28 protein-coding genes, 1 tRNA gene and 1 pseudogene are annotated in these 26,604 nt (G+C 73.6%); 13 read left to right on the top strand and 17 right to left on the bottom strand.

Going from position 1 to position 26,604, the window contains the following annotated elements:
• Positions 1-48 precede the first annotated feature (48 nt).
• A tRNA-Pro gene (locus ABZ898_RS25265) sits at positions 49-122 on the bottom strand.
• Positions 123-228: 106 nt separating this feature from the next.
• Between ABZ898_RS25265 and ABZ898_RS25260 the strand changes: the two genes are divergently transcribed.
• Positions 229-771, top strand: a complete 543-nt coding sequence (locus ABZ898_RS25260) for a DUF309 domain-containing protein (protein WP_361663156.1) — start codon at positions 229-231, stop codon at positions 769-771.
• Between the two features lie 4 nt (positions 772-775).
• On the opposite strand, the gene ABZ898_RS25255 is transcribed toward ABZ898_RS25260, so the two are convergent.
• A complete protein-coding gene (locus tag ABZ898_RS25255) occupies positions 776-1,654 on the bottom strand; it encodes an SDR family oxidoreductase (RefSeq protein ID WP_361663153.1) in 879 nt (292 codons plus the stop codon).
• Positions 1,655-1,772: 118 nt separating this feature from the next.
• Here ABZ898_RS25255 and cobF point away from each other — a divergent pair, with 118 nt between their 5' ends.
• Entirely contained in the window at positions 1,773-2,546 is a 774-nt protein-coding gene (cobF, locus tag ABZ898_RS25250) for a precorrin-6A synthase (deacetylating) (protein WP_361663150.1), read from the top strand.
• On the opposite strand, the gene ABZ898_RS25245 is transcribed toward cobF, so the two are convergent.
• The 4 genes from ABZ898_RS25245 to ABZ898_RS25230 all read right to left on the bottom strand — a co-directional run bounded on the left by ABZ898_RS25245 (position 2,503) and on the right by ABZ898_RS25230 (position 6,879).
• Positions 2,503-3,276 (bottom strand): cobalt-precorrin-6A reductase, encoded by a 774-nt coding sequence (locus ABZ898_RS25245; protein WP_361663147.1) that lies wholly within the window; start codon positions 3,274-3,276, stop codon positions 2,503-2,505. The two genes, cobF and ABZ898_RS25245, sit on opposite strands and share 44 nt — an antisense overlap.
• A 20-nt stretch (positions 3,277-3,296) precedes the next feature.
• The gene (locus ABZ898_RS25240; RefSeq protein ID WP_361663144.1) at positions 3,297-4,058 is read right to left on the bottom strand and encodes a sulfite exporter TauE/SafE family protein; all 762 of its coding nucleotides are present in this window, start codon (positions 4,056-4,058) and stop codon (positions 3,297-3,299) included.
• A gap of 47 nt (positions 4,059-4,105) precedes the next feature.
• Positions 4,106-5,617 carry a long-chain fatty acid--CoA ligase gene (locus ABZ898_RS25235; protein ID WP_361663141.1) on the bottom strand — a complete coding sequence of 504 codons (1,512 nt, stop codon included), beginning with the start codon at positions 5,615-5,617 and terminating at the stop codon, positions 4,106-4,108.
• A gap of 74 nt (positions 5,618-5,691) precedes the next feature.
• Positions 5,692-6,879, bottom strand: a complete 1,188-nt coding sequence (locus ABZ898_RS25230; protein WP_361663138.1) for a thiolase family protein — start codon at positions 6,877-6,879, stop codon at positions 5,692-5,694.
• A 176-nt stretch (positions 6,880-7,055) separates the two neighbouring features.
• On the opposite strand from ABZ898_RS25230, the gene ABZ898_RS25225 reads away from it, so the two are divergent.
• Positions 7,056-7,865, top strand: coding sequence for a lysophospholipase (locus tag ABZ898_RS25225; protein WP_361663135.1), 810 nt, complete (start codon positions 7,056-7,058; stop codon positions 7,863-7,865).
• A gap of 14 nt (positions 7,866-7,879) precedes the next feature.
• Here ABZ898_RS25225 and ABZ898_RS25220 read toward each other — a convergent pair whose 3' ends face one another.
• Positions 7,880-8,740 (bottom strand): Cof-type HAD-IIB family hydrolase, encoded by an 861-nt coding sequence (locus ABZ898_RS25220; protein ID WP_361663132.1) that lies wholly within the window; start codon positions 8,738-8,740, stop codon positions 7,880-7,882.
• Positions 8,741-8,954: 214 nt separating this feature from the next.
• Here ABZ898_RS25220 and ABZ898_RS25215 point away from each other — a divergent pair, with 214 nt between their 5' ends.
• The 5 genes from ABZ898_RS25215 to ABZ898_RS25195 all read left to right on the top strand — a co-directional run bounded on the left by ABZ898_RS25215 (position 8,955) and on the right by ABZ898_RS25195 (position 13,559).
• Positions 8,955-9,767 (top strand): SAM-dependent methyltransferase, encoded by an 813-nt coding sequence (locus ABZ898_RS25215; RefSeq protein ID WP_361663129.1) that lies wholly within the window; start codon positions 8,955-8,957, stop codon positions 9,765-9,767.
• A gap of 78 nt (positions 9,768-9,845) precedes the next feature.
• The gene (locus tag ABZ898_RS25210) at positions 9,846-10,382 is read left to right on the top strand and encodes an NUDIX hydrolase family protein (protein WP_361663126.1); all 537 of its coding nucleotides are present in this window, start codon (positions 9,846-9,848) and stop codon (positions 10,380-10,382) included.
• A 146-nt stretch (positions 10,383-10,528) separates the two neighbouring features.
• Positions 10,529-11,455 carry a universal stress protein gene (locus ABZ898_RS25205; protein WP_361663123.1) on the top strand — a complete coding sequence of 309 codons (927 nt, stop codon included), beginning with the start codon at positions 10,529-10,531 and terminating at the stop codon, positions 11,453-11,455.
• A 17-nt stretch (positions 11,456-11,472) separates the two neighbouring features.
• On the top strand, positions 11,473-12,330 hold the full coding sequence (locus ABZ898_RS25200; protein WP_361663120.1) for a universal stress protein: 858 nt from the start codon (positions 11,473-11,475) through the stop codon (positions 12,328-12,330).
• A 164-nt stretch (positions 12,331-12,494) separates the two neighbouring features.
• The gene (locus tag ABZ898_RS25195; protein WP_361663117.1) at positions 12,495-13,559 is read left to right on the top strand and encodes a zinc-dependent alcohol dehydrogenase family protein; all 1,065 of its coding nucleotides are present in this window, start codon (positions 12,495-12,497) and stop codon (positions 13,557-13,559) included.
• Between the two features lie 40 nt (positions 13,560-13,599).
• On the opposite strand, the gene ABZ898_RS25190 is transcribed toward ABZ898_RS25195, so the two are convergent.
• Positions 13,600-13,914 carry a hypothetical protein gene (locus ABZ898_RS25190; RefSeq protein WP_361663114.1) on the bottom strand — a complete coding sequence of 105 codons (315 nt, stop codon included), beginning with the start codon at positions 13,912-13,914 and terminating at the stop codon, positions 13,600-13,602.
• Between the two features lie 179 nt (positions 13,915-14,093).
• Positions 14,094-14,561, bottom strand: coding sequence for a hypothetical protein (locus tag ABZ898_RS25185; RefSeq protein ID WP_361663111.1), 468 nt, complete (start codon positions 14,559-14,561; stop codon positions 14,094-14,096).
• A 125-nt stretch (positions 14,562-14,686) separates the two neighbouring features.
• On the opposite strand from ABZ898_RS25185, the pseudogene ABZ898_RS25180 reads away from it, so the two are divergent.
• A pseudogene (locus tag ABZ898_RS25180) lies at positions 14,687-15,388 on the top strand (DUF1684 domain-containing protein); the annotation flags it as partial.
• 73 nt (positions 15,389-15,461) lie between these two features.
• Here ABZ898_RS25180 and ABZ898_RS25175 read toward each other — a convergent pair.
• Positions 15,462-16,412: a 2-hydroxyacid dehydrogenase gene (locus ABZ898_RS25175; RefSeq protein ID WP_361663108.1), complete on the bottom strand. Its 951-nt coding sequence runs from the start codon at positions 16,410-16,412 to the stop codon at positions 15,462-15,464.
• A 74-nt stretch (positions 16,413-16,486) separates the two neighbouring features.
• Between ABZ898_RS25175 and ABZ898_RS25170 the strand changes: the two genes are divergently transcribed.
• Both ABZ898_RS25170 and ABZ898_RS25165 read left to right on the top strand, forming a co-directional pair.
• Entirely contained in the window at positions 16,487-17,815 is a 1,329-nt protein-coding gene (locus ABZ898_RS25170) for an MFS transporter (protein WP_361663105.1), read from the top strand.
• Positions 17,816-17,915: 100 nt separating this feature from the next.
• Complete coding sequence (locus ABZ898_RS25165; RefSeq protein WP_361663102.1) at positions 17,916-18,677, top strand: IclR family transcriptional regulator; 762 nt, start codon at positions 17,916-17,918, stop codon at positions 18,675-18,677.
• A gap of 18 nt (positions 18,678-18,695) precedes the next feature.
• Here the strand turns inward: ABZ898_RS25165 and ABZ898_RS25160 are convergent, their stop codons facing one another.
• From ABZ898_RS25160 to ABZ898_RS25130, 7 genes are all read right to left on the bottom strand, one after another.
• Positions 18,696-18,983: a hypothetical protein gene (locus tag ABZ898_RS25160; protein ID WP_361663099.1), complete on the bottom strand. Its 288-nt coding sequence runs from the start codon at positions 18,981-18,983 to the stop codon at positions 18,696-18,698.
• Between the two features lie 23 nt (positions 18,984-19,006).
• Positions 19,007-19,327 (bottom strand): hypothetical protein, encoded by a 321-nt coding sequence (locus ABZ898_RS25155; RefSeq protein WP_361663096.1) that lies wholly within the window; start codon positions 19,325-19,327, stop codon positions 19,007-19,009.
• A 102-nt stretch (positions 19,328-19,429) separates the two neighbouring features.
• On the bottom strand, positions 19,430-19,798 hold the full coding sequence (locus ABZ898_RS25150; RefSeq protein WP_361663094.1) for a DUF3040 domain-containing protein: 369 nt from the start codon (positions 19,796-19,798) through the stop codon (positions 19,430-19,432).
• Positions 19,799-19,890: 92 nt separating this feature from the next.
• Positions 19,891-20,292, bottom strand: a complete 402-nt coding sequence (locus ABZ898_RS25145; protein WP_361663091.1) for a hypothetical protein — start codon at positions 20,290-20,292, stop codon at positions 19,891-19,893.
• 324 nt (positions 20,293-20,616) lie between these two features.
• Positions 20,617-21,945: an MFS transporter gene (locus ABZ898_RS25140; RefSeq protein ID WP_361663088.1), complete on the bottom strand. Its 1,329-nt coding sequence runs from the start codon at positions 21,943-21,945 to the stop codon at positions 20,617-20,619.
• Positions 21,942-22,481, bottom strand: a complete 540-nt coding sequence (locus tag ABZ898_RS25135; RefSeq protein WP_361663085.1) for a winged helix-turn-helix domain-containing protein — start codon at positions 22,479-22,481, stop codon at positions 21,942-21,944. Before ABZ898_RS25135 ends, ABZ898_RS25140 begins: the two co-directional genes overlap by 4 nt.
• A 102-nt stretch (positions 22,482-22,583) precedes the next feature.
• Complete coding sequence (locus tag ABZ898_RS25130; RefSeq protein ID WP_361663082.1) at positions 22,584-24,215, bottom strand: alkaline phosphatase D family protein; 1,632 nt, start codon at positions 24,213-24,215, stop codon at positions 22,584-22,586.
• Positions 24,216-24,522: 307 nt separating this feature from the next.
• Here ABZ898_RS25130 and ctaD point away from each other — a divergent pair, with 307 nt between their 5' ends.
• Complete coding sequence (gene ctaD, locus ABZ898_RS25125; protein ID WP_361663079.1) at positions 24,523-26,217, top strand: cytochrome c oxidase subunit I; 1,695 nt, start codon at positions 24,523-24,525, stop codon at positions 26,215-26,217.
• A gap of 14 nt (positions 26,218-26,231) precedes the next feature.
• Positions 26,232-26,585 carry a cytochrome C oxidase subunit I gene (locus ABZ898_RS25120; RefSeq protein ID WP_361663076.1) on the top strand — a complete coding sequence of 118 codons (354 nt, stop codon included), beginning with the start codon at positions 26,232-26,234 and terminating at the stop codon, positions 26,583-26,585.
• The last annotated feature ends 19 nt before the right edge of the window (positions 26,586-26,604 follow it).

The raw sequence follows: 26,604 nt of genomic DNA, 5'->3' as shown, positions 1-26,604 counted from the left end.
CGGTTGCGGATTTCTCCGTAACCGGCCCTGATCTGCGACTTCGCAAAGTCGGGACGACAGGATTTGAACCTGCGACCCCTTGACCCCCAGTCAAGTGCGCTACCAAGCTGCGCCACGTCCCGATGCGCTCACTCGCGGTGACCCGCGTGATCGCGCGAACAGCACTTTACCCCACGTAGGGGACTCCTCCGAAGCGGGTTGTGGGCCGGGAGGGGGAGAATCGGCCCCATGGCAGACACGGACGCGGGTGGAGAGATCGGCGCGGGGCCGGACGGGACGGCCGGCGGGCGGGACCGGGACCAGGAGGGGCGGGCTCGCAACGCGCGGCCTCGGGACGGCCTGGGGCGGCCGCTGCCCTACGGGTCCGACGGGGTCGAACGGCAGCCGGAGGGAATTGTACGCAGCCCGGCCGAGACGCTGGCGGAGGCGCAGGAGCTGCTGGACGGCGGGAAGCCCTTCCACGCGCACGAGGTGTTCGAGGACGCCTGGAAGTCGGGCCCCGAGGCCGAGCGGGAGCTGTGGCGCGGCCTGGCCCAGCTCGCGGTGGGGCTCACCCACTCCGCGCGCGGCAACGCCACCGGCGGTGCCCGCCTGCTGCGGCGCGGCGCGGCGGCGGTGTCGCAGTGGTCGCTGCGGCAGGACAGCCCGCGCCCCCACGGTCTCGACCTGGCCGGACTGGCGGCCTGGGCCACGGACCTCGCCGACCGGGTGGAGACGGCGTCCGGCCCGGTGGAGGCGGGCGCCGAGGCTCCCCGCCTCCGGCACCCGTGACCGCTCACGCCCTGCCCCGCAGCTCCTCGTCGGCCTCGCCCCCGGCCCCGAGCAGGCCGGTCGCCGGAAGTGCCCGCTCCGCCTCCAGGCGGGGCAGCACCCGGCGGGACACCCGCAGCACGACCGGCGGCAGCGCGGCACGCACCACCTGCACCAGCCGCAGCCACCGGGGCACGTAGACGGCGTCGCGCCGCCCCTCCACCGCGCGGACCAGCCGCTCGGCGACCAGGCCGGCCGGGTACACCCTGCGGGCCGGGGCCGGCATGTGGGCGCGGAGTTCGCGCAGCACGGGGTAGCGGTCGGCGTCGCGGACCATGTCGGTGTCGGTCCAGTTGATGTAGGCGATGCCCACGCCGACGTGCTCGTGCGCGACCTCGGCCTGCAGGGCGTGGGCGAAGGACTCGACGCCCGCCTTGGAGGCGCAGTAGGCGCTCATCATCGGTGACGTGCCGAAGGCGGCCAGGGAGGCGATCTGGAGGAAGTAGCCGGATGTCGCCCGCAGGTCGGCCAGGAACGCCCGTGCCGTGAGGGCGCTGCCGATCAGGTTGACCTCGATCACCCGCCGCCAGGACTCGGGGGCGGCCTCCGCGAACGGGCCGCCCTCGGCGATCCCCGCGTTGGCGACGACGACGGACGGCCGGCCCAGCCGTTCCCGTACCTCGGCGGCGGCGCGCTCCAGGGCCCCGAAGTCGGTGACGTCGACCTCCAGGGCGATCACCGGCGGAGGGAGGGACGCGGCCACTTTCTCCAGTTCCGCTCTCTCCAGGCCGAGCAGGGCGAGCCGCGCGCCGCGCTCTGCGAAGGCGCGGGCGAGGGCCGCGCCCAGTCCGCGCGCGGCTCCCGTCACGACGACGGTACGGCCTGCGAGGGGGCTGTCGTACATGGCGGGCTGCCTCCGTTCGCCGGACCCGGCCCGTGCCGGGCGCACCGGAACGGCCGAGTACCCAGCCGGGCGCCTCCCCCCTCGGCGCCGCCGCTGAGGCGTGCGGCAGACTCGGCGCGTGCGAAAGATTCATGTCATCGGTATCGGCGCGGGCGACCCCGACCAGCTCACCTTGCAGGCGGTCAAGGCGCTGCGCGGCACGGACGTGTTCTTCCTGCTCGAGAAGGGCGAGGTGAAGAGTGATCTGACGCGGCTGCGCCGGGACATCCTGGACGCGCATCTGCCCGAGGGGTCGTACCGGGTGGTGGCGGCCCGTGACCCGGAGCGGGACCGGCGGGCGGGCGGCGCGGCCTACTCCCCGGCCGTCGGGGACTGGCGGTCGGCCCGCGCGGGGATCTACGAGCGGCTGATCGCCGAGGAGGTGGCCGAGGACGGCACGGGCGCGTTCCTGGTGTGGGGCGACCCGTCGCTGTACGACAGCACGCTCGGCATCCTGGAAGAGGTGCTGGCCACGGGCGCGGTGGAGTTCTCGTACGACGTGGTGCCCGGCATCAGCAGCGTCTCCGCGCTGGTGGCCCGGCATCGCACGGGGCTGAACCGGGTGGCGCGGCCGGTGCAGATCACCACGGGGCGGCGGCTGGCGGAGGGGTTCCCGGAGGGGGTGGACGACGTCGTGGTGATGCTCGACGCGCACCAGGCGTTCCGGGAGTACACCGGCGACGACATCGACATCTACTGGGGCGCGTACATAGGCACCCCGGACGAGATCCTGGTGTCGGGGCCGCTGGCGGAGGCCGGGCCGCGCATCGAGCGGGTGCGCGCGGAGGCGCGGGAGCGCAAGGGCTGGATCATGGACACGTATCTGCTGCGCAGGCACCCCCGGGGGGAATGACCCCGGCCAGCCAGTCCAGTACGCCGTCGACGTCGCGCGACTCCCGTACGCCGGGGGGAAGTCCAGGGCGGCGTACCACCACGACCGGCAGGGACAGCCGGCGGGCGGCGGCCAGTTTCGGGGCCGTCGCCGCTCCCCCGCTGTCCTTCGTGACGAGTACGTCGATGCGGTGCGCCCGGAGCAGGTCCAGCTCGTCGGCGAGGCTGAACGGGCCGCGCGCCAGAATCAGTTCGCAGTGCGGGGGCATCGGGGGCTCCGGTGGTTGAACCGAGCGGATCACGAACCGGGTGTCCGTCAGGTGGGCGAAGGCGGCAAGGCCGAGCCGTCCCGTGCTGAGGAACACCCGTCGGCCCAGGCGGGGCAGGGCCCGCGCGGCCTCCTCCAGGGAGGCCACCGGGTGCCAGTCGTCGTCGAGGTCCCAGCCGGGGCGGCGCAGGACCGCGTGCGGAACACCGGTCAGCCGTGCCGCCTCCGCCGCGTTCGCCGTGATGCGCTCGGCGAAGGGATGGGTGGCGTCCACGAGCGCGGTCACCCGGTGGGCGCGCAGCCACCCGGCCAGCCCTTCCGGGCCGCCGAACCCGCCGGTCCGTACCTCCCCGTCGACCGCTCCCGGCCGGCTCACCCGCCCCGCGAGCGAGGTGGTGACCCGGATGCCGGTACGGGCGGCGAGGGCGGTGGCGAGGCGGCGGGCCTCGGTGGTGCCGCCGAGGATCAGGACGTGCGCGGGCATGGGGTGAGCGTACGCACCGGTCAGGTCAGCAGGAGTTCGACCGCCCCGACGAGGGTCGCCACGATGACGATGCGGTCGAAGAGCCGCTGGTTGATCTTGTGGACGGCCCATTTGCCGAGGAACCCGCCGGGGATGACGAACGCGAGCAGCGCCGCGTCGAGCAGCAGCGACTTGCCGTCGATCAGGCCGAGTGCCGCGCTGAAGGGGATCTTGGCCACGTTGACGATGAGGAAGAAGAAGGCGGAGGTGCCGAGGAAGCCCATCTTCCTGAAGCCCGCGGAGAGCAGGTACATCGACATCACCGGGCCGCCCGCGTTGGCGACCATGGTGGTGAAGCCGCCGATCACGCCGTACGCGCCCGCCGTCGCGCGGCCGGTGCGCGGGCCGGTGTCCTCCGCGGCCTCCTGGCGCCTGCGCCACAGCGTGATCCCGGTCATCAGCAGCAGGATCACGCCGATGGAGATCCGTACGATCCCGTCCCCGGCGCGGACGAGGAAGAGCGTGCCCGCCACCACCCCGGCCGCGACGGCGGGGAAGAGCCGCCACAGGGTGGGCCAGTGCGCGTGCCGCCGGTAGGTGAGGACGGCGAAGGTGTCGCCCGCGATGAGGAGCGGCAGCAGGACGCCGGTGGAGGCGCGGGCGGGCAGGACGGCCGCGAAGACGGCGAGGCTGACCGTGTTGGCCCCGCTGACCGCGGTCTTGGAGAAGCCGACCAGGAGGGCGGCGAGGGCCAGGGCGGCGAACTCCCAGCCGGATATGTGCCAGAGCGTCATCATGTTCATGCGGAGACCGATGCTATGTGCACACGTCCGGCCGGGCGCCCGGGGGCTCAGCGCCCGGCGTACCGGGCGCGCAGTTCCCGCTTGAGCACCTTCATGCTGGGGCCGAGGGGCAGCGCGTCCGTGAACTCCACGCGGCGCGGGTACTTGTGCCTGCCGAGGTGCTCCTTGGACCACTCGGTGATCGCCTCGGCGTCGGGCGCGGCGCCCGGTGCGGGCACGACGACCGCGCAGATCTCCTCGCCGTGCAGGTCGTCGGGCAGGCCGACGACGGCGACCTGGGCGACGGCCGGGTGCCGGGCGAGGACCTCCTCGACCTCGCGGGGGTAGACGTTGTAGCCGCCCCGGATGACGACGTCCTTCTTGCGGTCGACGATCCGCAGGAACCCCTCCTCGTCCTTGGTGCCGAGGTCGCCGGTGCGGAACCAGCCGTCGACGAGCGCCTCGGCGGTGGCATCGGGGCGGTTCAGGTATCCGGAGAAGACGTTGTGCCCCCGGATGACGACCTCGCCCAGCTCGCCGGGCGGGAGGAGTTCGACGCGGTCCTCGGCGTCCGCGCGGGCGATCTCGGCGTCCACTCCCCACAGCGGGTGGCCGATGGTGCCGGCGCGGGTGCCGAAGACCGGCTGGTTGACGGTGGCGGCCGGGGAGGTCTCCGAGAGGCCGTAGCCCTCGTAGATCCGCGCGCCGAACGCCGACTCGAACCTCTCCAGCACCGCCACCGGCAGCGAGGCGCCGCCGGAGACGCACAGCCGCAGCCCGGGCAGGGCGTCGGCGCCGGCCGCGGCGGCGGCCAGGGAGACGAACATGGTGGGGACGCCGTGGAAGGTGTTGACGTGCTCGGCGACCATGATCTCGATGGCGCGTGCGGCGTCGAAGCGGGGCATCAGGACGAGCGTCGCGCCCGCACGCCAGGTGGAGTTGAGGGAGACCGTCTGTCCGAAGGCGTGGAAGAGCGGGAGCGCGCCGAGGACGATGTCGTCGGGGCGGATGTCGTTGGCGTCGAAGGCGTTGACGGTCGCGTTCATCACAATGTTGAAGTGGCTGAGCACGGCGCCCTTCGGGACGCCGGTGGTGCCGCTGGTGTAGAAGACGACGGCCGGGTCGTCGGCGGACCGGGTGACGTACGACTGCGGCGGCTCGGCGTCCACCGCGAGCTTCTCCAGCTCCTCGCCGAGCAGGACCACGCGGACGCCCAGCGGGTCGGCGGCCGCGCGGGCGGTGGCCTCCTGGGCGGGGTGGGCGAGCAGGAGGGTGGCGCCGCTGTCCTTGAGCACATGTCCGACCTCGGCCGCCGAGAGCAGCAGGTGGACCGGGACGACGACCCCGCCCACCGCCATGGCCGCGAAGTAGGCGAGGGGGAACTCGGTGGTGTTCGGGGCCATCAGGGCGACCCGGTCCCCCGGCCGCACGCCGAGGCCGGTCAGCGCGCCGGCCTGGGCGAGGGAGCGCCGCCACGCCTCGGCGAAGGTGAGGCGCAGATCGCCCTCGACGAGGGCCGTCCGGTCGGGGCGGCGGCGGGCGTTCTCGGCCAGGATGGCGGCGACGGACAGGGTTGCCATGAGGTGCGGCTCCGTTTCCTGTGGTGCGAGTCGTGCTGCGGAACTCACGTGTGGGGAGGTTCCGCCGGGATGGTTCAGGGGCGCTCCACCAGGACCGCGCTGCCCTGCCCGACGCCGACGCACATGGTGGCGAGGCCGCGTCCGGCGCCGGTGCGGCGCATGCGGTGCAGCAGGGTGGTGAGGATGCGGGCGCCGGAGCAGCCGAGGGGGTGGCCGAGGGCGATGGCGCCGCCGGTGGGGTTCACCAGGGCGGGGTCGATGCCCAACTGGTCGACGGAGGCGAGGGCCTGGGCGGCGAACGCCTCGTTGAACTCGGCCTCCTGGAGGTCGTCCACGCTCCAGCCGACGCGGGCGAGCGCCTTGCGGGTGGCGGGTACCGGGCCGATGCCCATCACGTCGGGGTGGACGCCCGCCGAGGCTCCGGCTGCGTACCGGCCGAGGGATTCGAGGCCCAGTTCCGCCAGCGCGTCCTCGCTGACCAGGAGGAGTCCGGCGGCGCCGTCGTTCATGGGGGAGGCGTTGCCCGCGGTGACCGTGCCGTCCTTACGGAACACCGGCTTGAGGCGGGCGAGTTTCTCCAGGGAGGTGTCCTCGCGCACGCACTCGTCGCGGTCGACGGTGACGCCGTCCGGGCGTTCCACGGGCAGGAGTTCGGCGTCGAAGTGGCCGTTCTTCCGCGCCTCGGCGGCGAGTCGGTGGCTGCGCAGGGCGAACTCGTCCTGCCGGTCACGGGAGATGCCGTACTTCCGGGCGACCTCCTCGGCGGTCTCGCCCATGGCGAGGACACCGTGCAGGTCCTTCATCGCCGGGTTGGTCAGACGCCAGCCGAGGCGGGTGTCGTAGGTCTCCATGCGCTGCGGGAGGGCCTCGTCGGGGCGGGGCAGCACGAAGGGGGCGCGGCTCATGGACTCCGAGCCGCCCGCGATCACGATGTCGGCCTCGCCCGCCGCGATGGCGCGGGCGGCGGTGGTGACCGCTTCGAGACCGGAGGCGCACAGCCGGTTGACGGTGGCGCCGGGTACGGAGTCGGGGAGCCCGGCGAGCAGCGCGGCCATGCGGGCGATGTTGCGGTTGTCCTCGCCGGCCTGGTTGGCGGCGCCCCAGTAGACGTCGTCGACGCGGGCCGGGTCGAGGGCGGGCACCCGGCCCACCAGGTCACGGACCACGGCCGCGGCGAGGTCGTCGGGCCGTACGGAGGACAGGGAGCCGCGCAGCTTGCCGATGGGGGTGCGGCGGGCGGCCGCGAAGTGGACGGGACGCAACGTGAGGACTCCTGACCGACGACGCTGTTGATCAGCACGAACCTACGCCCCGCCGGGACGGGGCCAACTTAATTAGCACTGCTAGTTTTGGGCTCTACCGGACTATAGACCGCGCACCGGTCCGCTGGGAAGATCCCCCGGAGCGAGCCACGTCACCCGGCCGGAGGAGAGCGCGCATGACCCCCGTACGCGAACACACCCGCCAGGGCGTCCACGGCGCCCTGAACATCCGCGCCTGGCCGCACCCCGCGCCCCGGTACCTCGCGCTGCTGGTGCACGGCTACGGCGAGCACGCGGGCCGGTACGACGAGGTCGCCGGCGTGCTCACCGGCCACGGCGCGGCGGTGTACGCGCCCGACCACCAAGGGCACGGCAGGTCGGCCGGCGAGCGGGTGCTGATCGAGGACTTCGAGGACGTGGTCACCGACGTACGCACGGCGGCGGACCTGGCCCGCGCCGAACACCCCGGCCTGCCGCTGGTCATCGTCGGCCACTCCATGGGCGGCCTGATCGCGGCGCGGTACGCCCAGCGGTACGGGTCCGAGCTGAGCGCGCTGGTGCTGTCGGGGCCGGTGATCGGCGAGTGGGACCTGCCCGGCCGGCTGCTCGCGCTGGACGAGATCCCGGACCTCCCCATCAGCCCGGCCGCGCTCTCCCGCGACCCGGCCGTGGGCGCGGCCTACGCCGCCGACCCGCTGGTCTGGCACGGCCGGATGAAGCGGCCGACCCTGCTGGCCTTCGAACGCGGGCTCGCGGCCGTGGCCGCGGGAGACGGCACCGGGGACCTGCCCCTGCTCTGGCTGCACGGCGACGACGACCGGCTGGTGCCCGTCGGGGGCAGCCGTACCGGCGTGGCGCACCTGGGCGCCGGCCGCGCCACCGAGCGGATCTTCCCCGGCGCCCGCCACGAGGTGTTCCACGAGACCGACCGCGTCAAGGCCTTCGCCGAGCTGACGGCCTTCCTGGACTCGGTGCTCGCCCCCTAGGAGGCGGCTTCTCCCTACAGCTCTATGCCGAGAATCCGGGCGACCGTGCGCGGCACCCCGTGGTCGTTGTTGGACGGCGCCAGGTGGCGGGCGCGGCGGATGACGTCCGGGTGGGCGTTGGCCATGGCGAAGGACCAGTCGGCGGCGTCCAGCATCTCCAGGTCGTTGAGGTAGTCGCCGAAGACCATGGTCTGGGCGGGCGTGATGCCCAGTTCGCGCTGGAGGCCGCGCAGGGCGGCGCCCTTGTTGGCGGTGCGGTTCATCACGTCCACCCAGTGCTCCCCGGACACCACCACCTGATGGGTCGCGGCGAAGGGCGCCAGGGCGGGGGCGGCGCCGGTCTCGGCGGAGCCGAAGTCGTAGACGGCGACCTTGATGATCTCGTCGTCCACCGCGGTCACGTCCTCGACCACGCGGTGCGAGACGTAGTACTTGCGCACCTCCGCGAGGAACGCCTCGTCGGTCCGCTCCACGTACGCGGCCCGCTTGCCGCAGACCACGGCGCCCGCGTCCACGCCCCGCGCGGCCAGTCCCCGTACCGTGCGGGCCAGTTCGGCGGCGGACTCCCGGTCCAGCGGGTCGGAGCTGAGCTCCACCCCGTCGCGGACCACGTAGGTGCCGTTCTCCGCTATGAACACCATGCCGTCGGCCACGTCGGCGAACTCCTGGGCCAGCGTGGCGTACTGGCGGCCGCTCGCCGGGCTGAACAGCACGCCCCGGCGCCGGAGTTCGGCGAGCAGCGGCCGCAGGGTGACGGGCGGGCGCTTGTCGTCGTCCAGCAGGGTGCCGTCCATGTCGGTCACTACCAGGCGGATGTCGGCGGGGCCGGAGGGCTCGCCGGGGACGTCGAGCAGGGGCGCGGGCGTGGCTGACATGTGCTGCTTCCGGTCGGTTCGCGGGACGCCCCCAGTGTTCCTCATGCCCCGGACGGGGTCCGCGGCGGTGGGGTACGCGGTCCGGGGATGCCCGTTCGGTGCCCGTTCGCGTACCGTGCGCGATTCCCGGGACAGCGCGATCGCCGGGCGGCACAATGACGCGGGAAGGCGTGATCAAGGGGCGGCGCACGGCCGCACGCGGGAAGGCGGCGAGTTGAGGGACGACGGCTCCGCCACGGCCGGGGCGGCACGGCCGGACACCTCCGTGGCGCACAACGCGCGGGTCTGGAACCACTGGCTCGGCGGCACGGACAACCACGAGGCCGACCGGCGGGTGGGTGACCACGTGGCCGGGATGTTCCCGGTGATCCGGGACGTGGCCCGCGCGGACCGGGAGTTCCTGGCGCGCGCGGTGCGTCACCTGGCCGCCGGGCACGGCATCCGGCAGTTCCTCGACCTGGGCAGCGGCCTGCCGGCCGCGGACAACACCCATGAGATCGCCCGGCGCGTGCTCCCCGGGGCGAGAGTCGTGTACGTCGACAACGACCCGGCCGTCCTGGCGCACGCCCGTGCCCTGCTCGCCGGCTCCCCGGAGGGCCTCACGGACTACGTCGACGCCGATGTCCGCGACCCGGACACCGTGCTCGCGCGCGCCGGACGGACCCTGGACACGTCCGAACCCGTCGCGGTGATGATGCTGGGCGTCCTCAACTTCGTCCCGGACGACGAGGAGGCGCGGGACGTCGTCCGGCGGATCATGGCCGCCGTCCCCTCCGGCAGCGCGCTGGTGCTGACCCACCCGACCTTCGACGCCGACGTGGGCGGCGAGGGAAACGTGGCCGCGATGGAGTTCTGGAACGCCAACGCCACCCCGCCGGTCACCGCCCGCGGCCGCGCCCGGATCGCCGCGTTCCTGGACGGTATGGAGCTGGTCGGGCCGGGCCTGGTGCCGTGCTCGCAGTGGCGCCCGGACGCCGGGGCGGCGGCCCCCGTACCGCAGTTCGGTGCCGTCGCGGTCAAGCCGTGAGACGGCCGGCCGCGACCGCATCTGCCCGAGCCCGTGCGCACCCGCGGCGGGTCCCCACCCGGAAAGTATGATCAAGCAATGTCTGACATCACCGAGACCACGCCCGGCTGGCTGACCACGGACGAGCTGGAGATGGCCAGGGCCCGGATGCCGATCCTGTACGTCGAGGCCGTGCCCGTGCGGGTGGACGACAGCGGCGAAGTCACCAGCATCGGGCTGCTGTTGCGCATCGGGCCGGACGGGACGGTCAGCCGCACCCTGGTCTCCGGCCGCGTCCTGCACCACGAGCGGGTGCGCGACGCGCTGCTGCGGCACCTGGAGAAGGACCTCGGGCCGGTCGCGCTGCCCCGGGTCCCGGCGTCCACGCAGCCCTTCACGGTCGCGGAGTACTTCCCCACCGCCGGGGTCACCCCGTACCACGACCCCCGCCAGCACGCGGTGTCGCTCGCCTACATCGTGCCGGTGACCGGTGACTGCCGCCCCCGGCAGGACGCGCTGGACCTGGTCTGGTTCACCCCCCAGGAAGCGGCCTCCGCCGCGCTGCACGGCGAGATGCCCGGCGGCCACGGCGCGCTGCTGAAGCAGGCGCTGGCGCACGTCGGCATCGTGTTCTAGCCCCCTCCGGTCCGCCCCTCCGGTCCCCTGGAGGGACCGGAGGCCTCGGCCCGCGGTCCCCCGGAGGGACCCGTGGCCGTGGCCCGGGCGGGCCTTTGCGGTCAGGCTAGTAGGTGGGCCTGTACGGCGCCAGGGAGGTGGACGTGATGCCCCGGACCGTGACCGTGGGACTGGACGGCTCCGCAGAGAGCCGGGCCGCCGCCGAGTGGGCGGCGCGCGAGGCGGGGCTGCGCGGGCTGCCGCTGCGGCTCCTGCACGTGCGCGAGCCGCTGCCCGACCCGCTGGCCCAGGCCCCGCTCCTGGGCGCCGAGGCCCAGCGGGAGTGGACCGAGCGGGTGCCGCGCGACAGCGCCGAGGGGCTCCGGCTGCGCCACCCCGGCGTCGAGGTGATCGCCGGGCAGCGGTCCGGCGACCCCGTGGACGTGCTCTGCGAGGTCGCCGGGGACGCCGAACTGCTGGCACTGGGCTCGCGCGGTCTGGGCGGGCTCCACGGGTTCCTCGTCGGCTCGGTCGGCATGGCGGTCGCCGGCCGCGCCGGGTGCCCGGTGGTGCTGGTGCGGGCGGGCGAGCAGGCGGCCGACGAGCACCGGGCCGACCCGACGGGCATCCCGTCGGCCGCGACACCGTTCCGGCCGGTCGTCCTGGGCCTGGACATCACCGCGCCGCACGCGGCCCTGCTGGAGTTCGCCTTCCGCACCGCCGCGCTGCGCGGCGCCCCGCTGCGGGTGGTGCACGCCTGGGTGCCGCAGCCCCCGCCCCCGTACGACACGCCCGGCTACTCCTTCGACCCCGAGACGCCCCCGGCGGCGGCCGACGCGCTCGAACCGCGCGACGCCTTCATGCTCGCCCGGGCGCTGGAGCCGTGGCGGAAGTCGTTCCCCGAGGTGGACGTGGCCGAGGCGGCCGTCGAGGGCGGAGCGGCGTCGGTCCTGGTGGACGCCTCGCGCGACGCCTGCCTCGTCGTGGTCGGCCGGCGGGCGCGCAGCGGGCGGCTCGGCACGCGCATCGGGCACGCGGCGCACGCCGTGCTGCACCACTCCCCCGCCCCCGTCGCCGTCGTCCCGCACCCCTGACCGAAGTGGAGAAGCCGATGGACGAGCCGGTCGTGGTCGGCGTGGACGGTTCCGCGCCCAGCCTGCGCGCCGTGGACTGGGGTGTGGAGGAGGCGGCCCTGCGCGGCGCCCCGCTGCGCCTCGTGTACGCCTCGCTCTGGGAACGCTACGAGGGTGAGCTGATCGCCCAGGAGCTGAACCGTCCCGTCGAGGAGGTCATGGCGAGGGACGTGGTGGGCACCGCCGAGGCGCGGGCCCGGCAGCGGCGCCCCGAGGTGGAGGTGAGCACGGACGTGCTGCCCGGCGAAGCGGAGTACGCGCTCGTCCGGGAGAGCCGTTCCGCTCGGGTGGTGGTGCTCGGCAGCCGGGGCCGCGGCGGGGTGGCCGAGGCACTGCTCGGTTCCGTGAGCCTGACGGTGGCCGGGCACGCGCACTGCCCGGTGTTCGTGCTGCGCGACGACCCGGCCGGGGAGGAGGCCGTCGGCACCCCGAGGATCGTGCTGGGGGTCGGCGAGAGACCCGAGGACATGGCCGCCGCCCGGTTCGCCGCCGGGGAGGCCGAGCTGCGCGGACTGCCCCTGGAGGCGGTACGGGTCTGGCGGCGCCCCTCGGGCCTGTTCACCGGCCACGAGCCGCACGACGGCGATCCGGAGGAGGCGGCCGGGGAGGCGGTGGCCGCGGCGCTGCGGGACGTGCCGGAACGGGTGGCGACGGTCGTCCGGACACTGGAGGGACACACCCGGGACGCCCTGGTCGAGGCGGCGCGTGGCGCCACCCTTCTCGTGGTGGGCGCCCGGCACCGGCACGGCGGCTTCGGCCTCCAGCTCGGCCGGGTGGCCCACGGCGTGCTGCACCGCGCCCCCTGCCCGGTGGCGGTGGTCCCGGAACAGGCGTGACGTCCGCCGCCGCGAGGAGCGGGGAGACGGCCCTGGGGGGTGTCCCGTCCCGGCGGCCCGTGCGGCGGAGCGGTTCGGCGGCCAAGCTGGAGACAGGTACCGGTTCCCGCCGTCACGGCGGACGCGGGGCGGGCGGCGGGCCGGCCGACGAGGTGAGGAGCGTCATGAAGGGCTTCGTCTTTCACGGACCGGGCCGGGCGTCCTGGGACAAGGTCCCGGACCCCGAGATCGGGGAGCCGACCGACGCGATCGTGAAGGTCGGCATGGTGTCCGTCTGCGGGACCGACCTGCACATACTCAAGGGCGATGTGCCCGAGGTGCCGCCCGGCACGGTGCTCGGCCACGAGGCGGTCGGCGAGATCGTCGACGTGGGCAGCGCCGTGCGCAACGTGCGGCCGGGCGACCGGGTGCTCGTCTCGTGCATCACGTCGTGCGGCCGGTGCCGCTTCTGCCGGGAGGGGCGGTACGGGCAGTGCCTGGGCGGGGGCGGCTGGATTCTCGGTCATCTCGTGGACGGCACGCAGGCCGAGTACGTCCGGGTCCCGCACGCCGACCTGTCCGTGCACCCGCTGCCCGCGTCCGTCCCGAGCGAGGTCGCGGTCCTGCTGGCCGACATCTTCCCGACCGCCTACGAGGTGGGCGTGCTCAACGGCCGGGTCAGGGCGGGCGACACGGTGGTGATCGTGGGCGCCGGGCCGATCGGTCTGGCGGCGGTGGTCGCGGCGCGGCTGTTCGCGCCCGAGCGGATCATGGTGGTGGATCTGGCCCGGACCCGGCTGCAGGCGGCCCGGCGGCTGGGCGCGGACGTCGTCGCCCTGGCCGGGGAGGACCCGCGGTCGCTGGTGGACGATCTCACCGGCGGGCTCGGGGCGGACGTGGCCGTGGAGGCGGTCGGCGCTCCGGAGAGCTTCGAGCTGTGCACCCGTGTGGTGCGGCCCTGCGGGCATGTGGCCAACATCGGTGTGCACGGCGCCCCGGCGGTGCTGCACCTGGAGAACCTGTGGATCAGGGACGTCACCATCACGACGGGCCTGGTGGACACGTACTCCACCTCGACCCTGCTGCGGATGGCCGCGGCGGGCCGCCTGCCGACGGCGGAACTGGTCACCCACACCTTCCCGTTGAACCACATGGCGGAGGCGTACGACGTCTTCGCCCACGCGGCCGAGACCGGCGCGCTGAAGGTGGTGCTGGGCGCGGACCGGCACGAGGTGGCGATCCCGATGTGACGAGGCCGCCCGGGCGCGTCCGGGCGGGCGTGGCTCCCGGTCAGGCGCGCCAGAGGGTGACCGCGGCGGCGACGAGGGTGACGAGGGCGGAGAAGGCCACCATCAGCGTTCTGAGGCGGGCGGGCCATCGGGCGGGGCCGGGCGCGGGCGGCGGGCCCGGCGGTGCGATGAGCAGCCGGCACCAGGGGCATTCGTCGTCCCGCCGGTGCGGCGGCAGCCAGTGGATCTCCGCGCGAGGGGGCGGCGGGCGGCGGGGGCGGCTCGCGTCCCGGTCGTCGCTGCCTTCCCTGCCGTGCCGCTCGTGCCGGTTGTTCCTGCCGTGCCGGTCGTCCTGGTCGTCCCGGTCGTCTCTCATGTCACTCCGTGAGCGCGGGGGCCACCGCGTCAGGTTGCGAAAGCCAGGGCCTTTGCCTGCCTAACAGCGAGGCCCTGGGGAGAGGTTGCGGGTCATGCCTGCCGCACGGCCGTTCTGCACATGCGCGAACGACCGGCCCGGCGGCGCGCGCCGGGGCGGAGCCGGGTCAGCGGCGGGGGTCAGCGGCGAGGGTCCGCGCCGACCACCACGCCGTAGGCGACGGCGCCGAAGACCAGGTGGGGCACCAGGTCCGACACCCAGTCCGTGGCCGACCACATCCGGGGGTCGGTGACGCCGAGGGCCGTCATGGAGGCGTCGGTGGCCGCCATGGCGAGGACACCGGTCACCACGCTCCCCAGCCACCACGGCATACGGAGGCCGGCGCGGTGCGCCACGGAGACGGCCACACCGGTGGCCACGCCGACGCCGATGCCGCTCAGCGCCCCGATCGCGGCCAGCCGGTTCTCCCGCCGCTCCCCGTTCCCGCCGACATGGAGTCCCACGTCCTCGGTGAGCCGGTCGGCGGCCTCGGCGGGCACGTCACTGGCGGACCTGCCGCGCAGGGCCATGTCGGCGTAACTGGCGATGTCGAGGGCCGTGGTACCGGCGGCGCCCGCCGCTCCCCCTCGCAGAATGCTGTGCATCATGCGCCCCCGAGTTCCCTGAACCCCGCACGCGAACCGTTCAGGGCGCGGCACCGGGTGACCGGTCTCCACACACCCGCGACGAACCTGTCGCACAGGGACCGGAATGCGCCCTCCGGCCGCGGCCGCTCGACGAGCGCCCGCGCCGCTTCCCCGACGCCCCGGGCACCTGGCGCACCGGCCCCGGCGGCGTCAGCGTCGCCCTGGCGGACGACGAGGAACTGACCGTGGCCGGGACGCCGGTGCGGGGTGAACACCGCTTCGGCGTCATCCCGGAGCGCGGCGGTGTCGAGGCGGTGTGGGGGGGGGACGCCGTGATCGAGGTGGCCCGGCGCGGCGGGCACGACATCGTGCGTCCGCGCCACCCCGAGGCCCCGCTGCGCACCGCCTTCGCCGGCACCCCGGCCTACGTGCCGGACCCGCGCTGGGTGGTGACGGGCCGCTACGAGCCCTTCCCCGAGCCCCGTCCGACCACCGTGGGGGCCGCCGTGGAGGGTCTTGAGCACGTGTACGACGCGCCCGGCCGGATCACGTTCGAGCTGGAGGGTCGCACACTGTCCCTGACCGCGTTCCCCGGCAGTGCGCCCGGCGGGCTGACGGTGCTGTTCACCGACGGGACCTCCGGCCGCACCACGTACGCCGCGAACCGGGTCCTCTCCCTGGCGCCGCCCGCCGCCGACGGCACGGTGGTGCTCGACTTCAACCGGGCGGCGAACCTGCCGTGCGCCTACACCGACCTGGCCACCTGCCCGCTGCCCCCGGCGGAGAACCGGCTCCCGCTGCCGGTCGAGGCGGGCCTGAGGATCCCGCGCGAGCGCGGCGGGGCCTGACCGGACACGCGCGCGTCAAAAGCCCTCCGCGGTAAGGCCCTTGACGCGCGCCGGTTCGGTATAGCGCGCCAGGTCAGTCGCGCGGGAAGAGGTGGTGGAGGGGCTCCCCGGCGGCGAACCGTCGTACCTGCTCGACGACCAGGCGCTCCGCACGGGGCCGGAAGGCCGCCGAACCGCCCGCCACGTGCGGGGTGAGCAGCACACCGGGGGCGTGCCGCAGGGGGTGGTCGGCGGGCAGCGGCTCGGGGTCGGTGACGTCGAGCGCCGCCCGCAGCCTGCCCGCGCGGGTCTCGGCGAGCAGGGCCTCGGTGTCCAGCGTGCGGCCGCGGCCGACGTTGACGACGAGCGCGCCGTCGGGCAGCGCGGCCAGCTCCTTCGCGCCGAACAGGCCGACGGTGTCCGGGTTCTCGGGCAGCACCAGCACGACGATGTCCGTCCGGGGCAGCAGGCCGGGCAGGCCGGCCACGGCGTGCACGCCCTCCTCGGGCCGGGCGCGCCGCGCCACGCGCACGACGTCCGCCTCGCAGGCCAGCAGCCGTCGCTCCAGTGCCGCGCCGATGGAGCCGTAGCCGACGATCGTGACGCGGGCGTCGGCGAGGGAGCGGGTGAAGTGCGGCTCCCAGCGCCCGGCGCCCTGGTCGGCGACCCACTGCGGGAGGTCGCGCTGGGCGGCGAGGATCAGCCCGAGGGCGTGTTCGGCGGTGGAGGCGTCGTGCAGGCCGCGGCCGTTGTGCAGGGTGGCCCCGGCGGGCATGTGGGCGACGAGCTTCTCGACCCCGGCGCTGAGCGACTGCACCGCGCGCAGATTCGGCAGCTTCGGCAGCAGGCGTACGGCGTCGGGCACGGCGTAGGGCATCACCCACAGGCCGACGCGGGCGAGCGCGTCGTCGGAGGGCTCGCTGCCGGGGGTGACGCCGTCCCACACCAGGACTTCCACGCCCTCGGGGAAGGGGCCGTGCTGCCGGTCCAGACCGGGCCAGGGCAGCAGGACGCCCGTGGGGGTGTGGTGCAGATCTCTGGTCATCGGACCCTCCGTCTCGTACCGTGCTTTCCGTCCAGTGAAACACTTTCCACCACACGGAAAACAGGGGGTCCGGGATGACAGCGACGTCACCCGCCACCGACACGGCAGCGGCGGCACCCGAACAGCCAGGCTTCTGGCGGTCCTCGCGCGCCCGGTATCTGATGCCGGTCGCGTTCGTCACGTACTCGCTCGCCTATCTCGACAAGTCCAACTACGCGATCGCGTCCGCCGGGGGCATGGCCGAGGACCTGCGGCTGTCCGCCGGGGCCGACTCCCTCATCGCCGCGTCGTTCTTCCTCGGCTACTTCTTCTTCCAGATCCCCGGCACGATCTACGCCGAGCAGCGCAGCGCGCGCAGACTGGTCGCCTGGTCGACCGTCACCTGGGGCCTGCTCGCCGTGCTGCAGGGCCTGCTCAGCAGCCCCGGCCAGCTCATCGCGGTCCGCTTCGCGCTGGGGGTCGTCGAGGGCGCGGTACTGCCGTCGATGGTCATGCTGCTCGGCCGCTGGTTCACGCGCGGCGAGCGCGGCCGCGCCAACACCCTGCTCATTCTGGGCAATCCGGTCACCGTGATGTGGCTGTCGGCGGTCTCCGGCTGGCTGGTGTCGGTGTCCGACTGGCGGGTGATGTTCATCGCCGAAGGTGTGCCCTCGGTGGTGTGGGGCGTGTGCTGCCTGTGGCTCATCAAGGACCGCCCGGAGCAGGCACGCAACCTCCCGGCGCCCGAACTCGCTTTTCTTCAGGACGACTTGGCGGCCGAGCGCGCTGCCGCGCCGCCGGTGACCGGCACCCTGCGCGAGCGGTACGGCCGCGTACTGCGCTCCCCTGCGGTGCTCACCATGGCCGCGCAGTACTTCTTCTGGTCCTTCGGCATGTACGGATTCGTGTTCTGGCTGCCGGCCATCATCAAGAAGGGCTCCGGCGAGGGCATCGGCGCCACCGGACTGCTCACCGCCATCCCGTACGCCTGCGCGGCCGTGGCGATGCTGTTCAACTCCCGCCTGTCCGACCGCAGCGGGCGCCGCCGGGTGGCGGTGTGGCCGTGGCTGGCGTGCGGCGGTCTCGCCCTGCTCGGCTCCTACCTGGCCGGCTCTCACTTCCCGCTGGCCCTCGCCCTGCTCGTGGTGGCGGCGGTCTGCCTGTACGCGCCGTACGGCCCCTACTTCGCCCTCGTCACCACCCTGGCGCCGCCCGGGATCGCGGGCGCGGCCGTCGCGCTGGTCAACTCCTTCGGCGCGCTCGGCTCGTTCGCCGGGACCTACCTGGTCGGCTGGGTGCGCGGCACCGAGCTGGGCGACGCGGGCGCCTTCGGGCTGATGGCGGTCTGCACCCTGGTCGCGGCGGCGCTGACCCTCGCGGCGCCCGAGCCCGCGGAGAACGCCGGCCCGGTCCCGGTACGGTGATCACCGAAGCGGCGGGCGGCCCGGCATACGTACGGGCCGCCGCCGCACCCCATCCCCACGCAGGCCGATCCAGCCGCGGCGAACGACGGAGGCGCGCACGGTGACCACCTCATCCGGCGACGACATGCTGGGCCGGGGGCTGCGGCTGCTCACCGTGCTGGCCGAGCATCCCGCCGGTCTCGGCGTCAGCGCCGCCGCCCGCGCCGCCCGGCTGCCGGTGAGCAGCGCCCACCGCATCCTGGGCCGGCTGATCGAGGAACGGTTCGCCACCTACGACGAGGAGACCCGGCGCTACGCCCTGGGCTCCCGCGTGCTGGAGCTGTCCCGCGGCTTCCAGCGCTCCCCCGCGGGCTACTCCGCCGCCGCGGCCCCGATGCACCGGCTCGCCGCGCGCACCGGGCTGCCCGTCATCGCGGGCATTCTGGACGACGCCGAGGTGCTGCTCGTCCTCTCCGCGCAGGGCACCCAGCACCTGCAACTGCGCAACGCCGAGGGCACCCGCAACCCCTGGCACGCCACCTCTCTGGGCAAGGTGCTGGCCGCCTGGCTCCCGGAGGAGGAACGCGAACGCCTGCTCGCCGGCCCGCTCCCGGCGGTGACCCCGCGCACGGTGACCGAACCCGGCCTGCTGCGCGCCGAGTCGGTCCTCGTACGGGAGCGGGGCTGGGCGGAGGTCGACGAGGAGAACGAGATCGGCGTCCGCTCGATCGCGGTGGCGCTGCCCGGCACCCCCGCGGGAACCCCGCCGCTCGCCCTGTCCCTCGCCGCGACCGTCATCCTGACGGACGCGGACCAACTCCGCGCATACGCGCCCGCGTTGCGGGAGTGCGCGGAGGAGGTGGCGGCACGGATGTCACCCTGAGCACCGCCCTTCCCTGCGTCAGCAGAACCAGCCGTCCTGGACCCAGCCCCGGCGGTTGATGTCGCCGTAGGCGAACCCGTAGGCCCAGCCGGACCGCTTGCTCTCCACCAGGAACGTCTGGCCCTTGCTGAGCGTGCCCATCCAGGCGCCCAGCGGCTCGGTCCGCACGAAGAGGTCCTGGGCGCAGACGGTCTCGCGGGTACCGACGGTCCCGTCGGCGGCCTGGGCGGAACCGGAGCCCGCCAGCAGCATGGCGCCGACGGCCGCCGCGAGCGCGGCGCCGCGGACGATACGGGGTACGGACATGTCCTTGCCTCCCTGGTCCCGGCTCACCATGAGCCGTAGCCGCCGATGCATTCGTCGCGCACGTAACCCCAGTCGTTGGGGCCGAAGTCGAAGGTGGCGGCCCAGCCGTTGTAGACGGGGTGCGCGCCCCGGGTGTGGCCGACCTTGTCGCCCTTGTACAGCGTCCGCACCAGGCCGGTGGGCCCGGAGGAGCTGTCGTAGTTGGCGTAGAAGCTGGCGCTCTGGCACACGATGACCGCGTGCTCCGGCACGACCGCGGCATGAGCCGGGGCCGGAACCTGAAGCAGCGCGGCGACCGCCAGCGCGGGCGCGGCGAGAGCGAGGACTCGTCCGGAGACGGGCACGGCGCATCGACTCCTTCGTGGGGGAAGGTGCAGGTTGACGCGGGTAAACCGTAGCCCTGTTTGACATGCCCGCAACAGATCGCGTGCGGCTCGCGTGCCGCTTCACCGAATGGGCGGCGGAGCCGATCTCCACCCCCGGCTCCAGCGGAGCGTCAGGCGGATGAGGCCGGCCAGGGTGAGCAGCCAGGTGGCCGCGAAGATCCAGAGCAGGACCGGGTGCCCGTAGGCGACGGCGACGGCGAGCAGGGTGAGGGAGACGGCGGCGAAGGCGGCCACGGCGACGGGGAGCGCGCGGGGGCGGCCGGCCGACGGGTCGGGGCGGACGGCGCGGGCCGCGGCGAATCGCCGGGCGAGCGCGCGGTCACGGCTGAGGGTGCGCTCCATCTCGGCCAGTACGCGCCTCTCTCGCGCGGACAGGCGGACTTCCTTCACGGTGAGCACCTCCCCCACCAGACACGCGGAAGCCGTCACCTGTCCTTCCGCCGTCCGCACGTCCCCGGATGCAGCTCCCGCGCGAGGGGCCGCGCCGGTCGGGCGCGGCCCCTCGCGGTACGCACCGCCCGCTAGTCGAGCAGGGTGACCGAGTAGTCGAGCGTGGTACCGGTGACGGTGTACGTCGCGGTCTGGCCGTTGTCGCAGTACGAGACGTACCGGTTGCCGTAGGCCGTGGTCCCGGCGACGGCGTCGACCACCGGGCGCAGGTCGGTGCCCTCCGGGAAGGACGTCGTCGTCAGGTCGATGGTCCGGGTCTGGTTCACGGGGTACGCGTCCGTCGACGGGGACTGCTCGCCGGTGCGGGTGCTCGCGGCCCAGGAGAGCACGAACCCCGAGTTGTTCACCACCGCGACCTTCTGGACACAGGGCGCGGCCTGCGCGGGCGCGGCCTGCGCCGTCACGGCCGGGACCGCGGCGAGCGCCACGGCGCCCAGCAGCGGCAGCCCGGTCCTGAAGAGCTTGCGGTTCATCGTTCATCTCCCTCGGGTAGGACGTGAAGCCCCGCACGAGGTACGGGACTTGGGATGCGGCGCGAGTACCCGCAGTCCTTCCGTAACCACTCCGGTCCCAGCGGCGGCGCAGCTAATCGGCCACCCGTTCGGGCAAGGGGGGTGCGGCTGCGCGCGACGCCCTCCGAGGCATCCGTCGCACCTGCTCGCCACCGGTACGCCCGGCTCGGCATCCGGGGTCGACAGTGCCGCCCCGGCTCCGGGCACGCTCGCGTCGTGCGAGGCGGGGAGAGATACGGAATGGCCGAATCCGAGGGCGATCGCGGGGCCCTGGACGGCACCGCCCTAGACGGCGCCGTCCTGGATGGCGCCGTCCTGGATGGCGCCCTCCTGGACCGGCGCCCGCGAAGCCGGGCGATCCGGGGCGTGGGGCGGAGCGGCGGCCGGGGCGGCCGCCCGCAGCGCCGCCTCGACGCGGCGGTTGCCGGTCATGGACGCCGTGACGGCCGTCATCGCCAGGAGGAGGCCGGCGGCCGCGTAGAGCGGGGTGCGTACGTCATAGGCGGTGGCCAGCCAGCCGCCGAGGAAGGCTCCGAAGGGGGCGGCACACATGGCGAGCATGCGGGAGGTGGAGGCGACCCGGCCCATGAGGCGGGCCGGGACGATCGCCTGCCTGAGGGAGGGCCCGAGCACCATCGTGGCGCCCATGCCCGCCCCGCAGACGGCGAGCGCCAGCCCGGCCACGTACGGGTCCGGGGCGGCGGCCAGGCCCAGGACGGCCAGCCCTTCGACGGCTGCCGTGCAGGTCAGAGCGGTGCCGGTGCCGAGCCGTCGGCCGAGGAAGGACGCGATGCCCGCGCCGAGCAGGCCGCCGGTCGCCTCCGCCGTGAGGAGCAGGCCGAAGCCGTAGGTGTCGATGCCGAGACGGTCGTGCGCGAAGAGGGCGAGGACGGTCTCCACGGCGATGAAGGCGACGTTCCCGACCGCCGGGCGGAGCGCGAGCCCGAGCAGCAGCCGGTCCCGGAAGACGTACGAGGCTCCGGCCCGCGCCTGCCGGAGCAGCGACTCGCGGACCTCCGGCACGGGGCGGGGCATGGCGGGGAGCGACCGCACGAGCAGGGCCGAGATCAGGAACGACACCGCGTCGGCGAGCAGCGGAACCGCCCGCCCGAGCGCGAGCAGCGCACTGCCCGCGGGAGGTCCCGCGAAGCCGGACATCGCGGTCTGGGCGCCACGCAGGCGGGAGTTGGCCCGCTCCAGGAGCGCGGGGTCGCGGCCGAGCAGGTCCGGCAGGTAGGCCGTGGCGGCGGTGTCGAAGAAGAGGCCGCCGAGGCCGAGCAGGAAGGCGACGGCCGCGAGCAGGGGGATGCTCAGCGCGTCGAGCGCGGCCGCGGCCGCCGGCGCGGCGAGCAGCGCCGCACGCGCCGCGTCCATGACCCACATCGTGCGGCGGCGGTCCCAGCGGTCCACCAGCGCACCGCCGAGCACCCCGAAGAGCAGCCACGGCAGCGTTCCGGCGGCCGTGACGACGGCGAGCGCCATCGGGTCCCGCGTCAACGTCAGCGCGAGCAGCGGGAGGGCGGCGTGCGACACCCCGTCCCCGAGCGAGGACACCGTCTGCGCGGTCCACAGCCGCCCGAAGCCGGTCGGCAACTTGACTCTGTCTGTGCTCACTTCGCATCCCCCTCCGCCTGACGGCGCGGTGCCGGGTGGAACAGCGCGAAGACCAGGGACGCGTCCGGCAGCGCCGGGTCGGACAGCTCCCGGTACTCGTCCGCCAGCGCCTCCAGCCGGGCCCCCAGCTCCGCGAACTGCTCCTCGGTGAGCCGCAGATGGGCCATCCGTACGTGTCGTTCGGCGTCCACCGGCGACGCCTCCAGGTCGGCCACGGCATGGCGCATCAGCACATCGGGCCCTCCCTCGCCGGGGTCCGGCAGCACGATCGCCCGCGCGGCCATCGCGTAGTACCGCTCGGTGACGCCCCGCACCTTCCGCGTCCGGACCACCTTCACCAGGCCGGCCCGCTCCAGCAGCCGCACGTGGTAGCTGGAACTTCCCTTCGCGAGGCCCACCCGCTCGGCGATCTGCGTGATCGTGGCGGGCTCGAAGCGGAGCACGGCCATGATCCGGTGACGCGTGAGGTTGGAGACGGCGCGCAACTGGTCGTCGGTGGTGACGTGGAAGGTCTCGGGGAGCTCGTCTTCAGGCATGCCCCCAATGGTCAACACTTCTTGACCATTGGACAAGGGGTTTGTTCGGCCAAGGGCTTGTCCGACAAGGGGCTTGTGCAGCAGGGGGATTGCCAGGAAGCGCTACGAGAGTTCGCGCTCCGTCACCGTCTCCAGGCGGGCCCGCCCGCCTTCCGTCGACCGCGCCTGTTCCAGCCGGAGCCGGCTCGAACGGCCCCGCAGGGTCAGGGTCATGAGCTGGTTGCCGAACCACGGGCCTCCCGTACGCCGCCAGGTCAGCGGGAGTCGGGCCGACCGGCCGTGCCGGGCGAGCACGCGGCCCAGTGCGCGTGCCGTACCGCTCCAGCCGAAGCGGAACCCGAACCGCATCGAGCGCGGCACCGAGTTGTGGACCGGCGAGCAGGTCAGCTGGACCACGCGGGAGTCGACCGGCGCGGAGCGCCACGCGGGCTCGGCGACATAGGCGTGGTGGACGTCTCCGGACAGGACGCCGATCGTCGCCGGGGCGTCGGGGCCGGTCCCCGCCTCGGCGATCAGATCCGCCAGCGCGGTGAACGACTCCGGGAACGCCGCCCAGTGCTCCAGGTCGGCGGCCCGGCGCAGCCACTCCCCGAACCGGGCCCAGCGCGGGCCCCGTTCACCCCGGCACAGGGCCGCGTCCCACGCCTCGGCGTCGTGCACGAGGTGGGGCATCAGCCAGGGCAGCGAGGTCCCGATCAGCAGGTGGTCGCAGGCGTCGCGGTCCTCCAGTACCTGTTCCCGCAGCCACCGCTCCTCCTGCGGGTCGAGCATCGCCCGCTCGTCCTCCGCCAGCACCCGCGCCGCTCTCGAGTCCACGATCAGCACCCGCACCCGGCCGAAGTCGCGGCGGTAGCTCCAGCGGGTCGAGGCGGGGTCCGCGTCGGCCCCGGCGGCGAAGGCGCGCAGGGCGTCGGTGCCGTCGGCGGCGGCGGTGACCTCGGCGTACAGCGGGTCGGCGGCCAGCTCGGCGGGGCTGAGGTTTCCGATGTGCTGGTGGACCCAGTAGGACATCAGGCCGCTCAGCAGGCGCTCGCGCCACCAGGGCAGCGCCCGCATCTCGGCGAGCCAGGACGCGGAGGTGTTCCAGTCGTCGATGACGTCGTGGTCGTCGAAGATCATGCAGCTCGGCACGGTGGACAGCAGCCAGCGCACTTCCGGGTCGAGCCAGGACTCGCGGTAGAGGCCGGTGTACTCCTCGTAGTCGGTGACCTGCGCGCCGGGCGGTTCGCTCAGGTCGCGGCGTGCGGCGAGCCGGCGCCGGGTCTCCTCGGAGGTCTCGTCGGCGTAGACCTGGTCGCCGAGCAGCAGCAGGACGTCGGGGCGTTCGCCGCCCCCGGCGAGCTGAGTGGCGAGGGTGTCCAGGGCGTCGGGGCCCGCCGGGTCGTGGGCGTCGTCGGCGGGCGGCGCGGCCCAGCGGCAGGAGCCGAAGGCGACCCGCAGCGCGTCGTCGGGGGCGGGGGCGCGGATGACGGAGGGCGGGAAGGGGGAGTCGGGCAGCGGCCACACGGACTCGCCGTCCAGCGTCACCTCGTACTCCGGTTCCGTGCCGGGGGTCAGACCGCTCACCGGTATCAGGGCGTAGTGGTGGCCCGCTATCCGGAAGGTGCGGGTGGTGCCCTTGGCTCCGTCGGAGCAGCGCACCTCGGCGGTGCACGGGTGGCTCGTCTCGACCCAGACGGTCGCGGACGAGCCGTCGACGTAGCGCAGCAGGGGTCCCAGGATCAGGCGCGTCAAGATCTCCTCCGTCCGCCCCGGCCGGGGCGGGCGGGGCGAGCCGTACGGTAGTCAACGGCGGGCCGGGGCGGACAGTCCCCCCTCCCAGCCCCCTCCACCCCCCTCCACGGCCGGACGGGGTCGCCGGTCACCCGGTGCGGCGCCGGCGGAGCCGAGCGGAGTGCGTTGCTCCGTACGAGTGCCACAAACCCCCGAACGGCGGCGTGTCGGCCGCTCACGGATGTGGGGGTCCGGCGCGAGCGGTGAGGATGGCCGTCACTGACGCCACGGCGCGGGCGGAACTCGAGCATCAGGAGAAGCGCGACCTGTGACAACCATCAATCAGCCCGAGCCGGCCGCCGAGGAGTCGAGCGAGAACGAGCTTCTCGTCCAGCGCAGTCAGCCCGGCAATGTCGTGGTGAAGTGGCTGACGACCACCGACCACAAGACGATCGGCACGCTGTATCTGTCGACGTCGTTCGGATTCTTCCTCATCGGTGGCGTGATGGCGCTGCTCATGCGTGCCGAGCTGGCGCGCCCGGGCATGCAGATCATCTCCAACGAGCAGTTCAACCAGGCGTTCACGATGCACGGCACCGTGATGCTGCTGATGTTCGCCACCCCGCTGTTCGCGGGCTTCACGAACTGGATCATGCCGCTCCAGATCGGCGCGCCCGACGTGGCGTTCCCCCGGCTGAACATGCTGGCCTACTGGCTCTATCTGTTCGGCTCGCTCATCGCGGTCAGCGGTTTCCTGACCCCGCAGGGCGCTGCCGACTTCGGCTGGTTCGCCTACTCCCCGCTGACGGACGCGATCCGCTCCCCCGGCGTGGGCGGCGATCTGTGGATCATGGGGCTGGCCTTCTCCGGCTTCGGCACGATCCTCGGCTCCGTCAACTTCATCACCACGATCATCTGCATGCGCGCCCCCGGCATGACGATGTTCCGCATGCCGATCTTCGTGTGGAACGTGCTGCTGACCAGTGTGCTGGTCCTGTTCGCCTTCCCCGTGCTCGCGGCGGCCCTGCTGGCGCTGGAGGCGGACCGCAAATTCGGCGCGCACGTCTTCGATGCGGCCAACGGCGGGGCGTTGCTGTGGCAACACCTCTTCTGGTTCTTCGGCCATCCAGAGGTGTACATCATCGCGATCCCGTTCTTCGGCATCGTCACCGAGATCATCCCGGTGTTCTCCCGCAAGCCGATCTTCGGTTACATGGGTCTGATCGCGGCCACCATCGCGATCGCCGGTCTCTCGGTGACGGTGTGGGCGCACCACATGTATGTCACCGGCGGTGTGCTGCTGCCGTTCTTCTCGTTCATGACGTTCCTCATCGCGGTCCCGACCGGTGTGAAGTTCTTCAACTGGATCGGCACGATGTGGAAGGGCTCGGTCTCCTTCGAGACACCGATGCTGTGGGTGACCGGGTTCCTCGTGACGTTCCTCTTCGGTGGTCTGACCGGTGTCATCCTGGCCTCGCCGCCGATGGACTTCCATGTGTCCGACTCCTACTTCGTGGTGGCGCACTTCCACTACGTGGTGTTCGGCACGGTCGTCTTCGCGATGTTCGCCGGCTTCCACTTCTGGTGGCCGAAGTTCACCGGCAAGATGCTGGACGAGCGCCTGGGCAAGATCACCTTCTGGACGCTGTTCATCGGCTTCCACGGCACGTTCCTGGTCCAGCACTGGCTGGGCGCCGAGGGCATGCCGCGCCGGTACGCCGACTACCTGGCGGCCGACGGCTTCACCGCGCTGAACACCGTCTCCTCGATCTTCTCGTTCCTGCTCGGCCTGTCGATCCTGCCGTTCTTCTACAACGTCTGGAAGACCGCGAAGTACGGCAAGCCGGTCAAGGTGGACGACCCGTGGGGCTACGGCCGCTCGCTGGAGTGGGCGACCTCCTGCCCGCCGCCGCGCCACAACTTCCTCACCGTGCCGCGCATCCGCAGCGAGTCCCCGGCGTTCGACCTGCACCACCCCGACATCGCGCGGGCGGAGCGCGAGGCCTTCGCCATCGGGCACTGAGTCCGGAGATCACCATGACCAAGCTGCCGGGACAGGAAGCCGAAGGCACCGGACTCGGCGACCAGGTCGAGGGATACCTGCTGTGGCAGGCCACCATCGCGGTGGCCGAACAGCGCGCACACGAGTTCGTCGAGCGCATGGAGTGGCCGACCACGGCGCAGCGCGAGGAGATCGAGCAGCTCTACGTCTCCGACAGCCTGCGCCGTGCCCGGCAGGACCTGGAGCGCATCGCGGCCCGCTGCCGGTCGCTGCGCGGCGAGTACGAGGAGCGCTACCGCGTGCTGCGGCTGCGCTGTGTGGGATACGCGCTGGGCGCGGCGGCAGCCGCCACTTCGGCGGCGGCCGCCGCGCTCGTATTGAGTCGCTGAGTGGCTGAGCGACTCAGCC

Source organism: Streptomyces sp. NPDC046860 (assembly GCF_040645115.1).
Taxonomy (GTDB): domain Bacteria; phylum Actinomycetota; class Actinomycetes; order Streptomycetales; family Streptomycetaceae; genus Streptomyces.
Note: the sequence above shows the minus strand (reverse complement) of the source record. Positions and strands in the feature narration are given on the sequence as shown.

Bases quoted from the DNA above. Each gene is read 5' to 3' on its own strand.
- ABZ898_RS25255 (WP_361663153.1), bottom strand. From the start codon at position 1,654: ATGTACGACAGCCCCCTCGCAGGCCGTACCGTCGTCGTGACGGGAGCC.
- ABZ898_RS25225 (WP_361663135.1), top strand. From the start codon at position 7,056: ATGACCCCCGTACGCGAACACACCCGCCAGGGCGTCCACGGCGCCCTG.
- ABZ898_RS25220 (WP_361663132.1), bottom strand. From the start codon at position 8,740: ATGTCAGCCACGCCCGCGCCCCTGCTCGACGTCCCCGGCGAGCCCTCC.
- ABZ898_RS25175 (WP_361663108.1), bottom strand. From the start codon at position 16,412: ATGACCAGAGATCTGCACCACACCCCCACGGGCGTCCTGCTGCCCTGG.
- ABZ898_RS25210 (WP_361663126.1), top strand. From the start codon at position 9,846: ATGTCTGACATCACCGAGACCACGCCCGGCTGGCTGACCACGGACGAG.
- ABZ898_RS25235 (WP_361663141.1), bottom strand. From the start codon at position 5,617: ATGGCAACCCTGTCCGTCGCCGCCATCCTGGCCGAGAACGCCCGCCGC.
- ABZ898_RS25145 (WP_361663091.1), bottom strand. From the start codon at position 20,292: ATGAACCGCAAGCTCTTCAGGACCGGGCTGCCGCTGCTGGGCGCCGTG.
- ABZ898_RS25160 (WP_361663099.1), bottom strand. From the start codon at position 18,983: ATGTCCGTACCCCGTATCGTCCGCGGCGCCGCGCTCGCGGCGGCCGTC.
- ABZ898_RS25205 (WP_361663123.1), top strand. From the start codon at position 10,529: ATGCCCCGGACCGTGACCGTGGGACTGGACGGCTCCGCAGAGAGCCGG.
- ABZ898_RS25120 (WP_361663076.1), top strand. From the start codon at position 26,232: ATGACCAAGCTGCCGGGACAGGAAGCCGAAGGCACCGGACTCGGCGAC.
- ABZ898_RS25190 (WP_361663114.1), bottom strand. From the start codon at position 13,914: ATGAGAGACGACCGGGACGACCAGGACGACCGGCACGGCAGGAACAAC.
- ABZ898_RS25170 (WP_361663105.1), top strand. From the start codon at position 16,487: ATGACAGCGACGTCACCCGCCACCGACACGGCAGCGGCGGCACCCGAA.
- ABZ898_RS25240 (WP_361663144.1), bottom strand. From the start codon at position 4,058: ATGAACATGATGACGCTCTGGCACATATCCGGCTGGGAGTTCGCCGCC.
- ABZ898_RS25260 (WP_361663156.1), top strand. From the start codon at position 229: ATGGCAGACACGGACGCGGGTGGAGAGATCGGCGCGGGGCCGGACGGG.
- ABZ898_RS25200 (WP_361663120.1), top strand. From the start codon at position 11,473: ATGGACGAGCCGGTCGTGGTCGGCGTGGACGGTTCCGCGCCCAGCCTG.
- ABZ898_RS25135 (WP_361663085.1), bottom strand. From the start codon at position 22,481: ATGCCTGAAGACGAGCTCCCCGAGACCTTCCACGTCACCACCGACGAC.
- ABZ898_RS25185 (WP_361663111.1), bottom strand. From the start codon at position 14,561: ATGATGCACAGCATTCTGCGAGGGGGAGCGGCGGGCGCCGCCGGTACC.
- ABZ898_RS25245 (WP_361663147.1), bottom strand. From the start codon at position 3,276: ATGCCCGCGCACGTCCTGATCCTCGGCGGCACCACCGAGGCCCGCCGC.
- ABZ898_RS25195 (WP_361663117.1), top strand. From the start codon at position 12,495: ATGAAGGGCTTCGTCTTTCACGGACCGGGCCGGGCGTCCTGGGACAAG.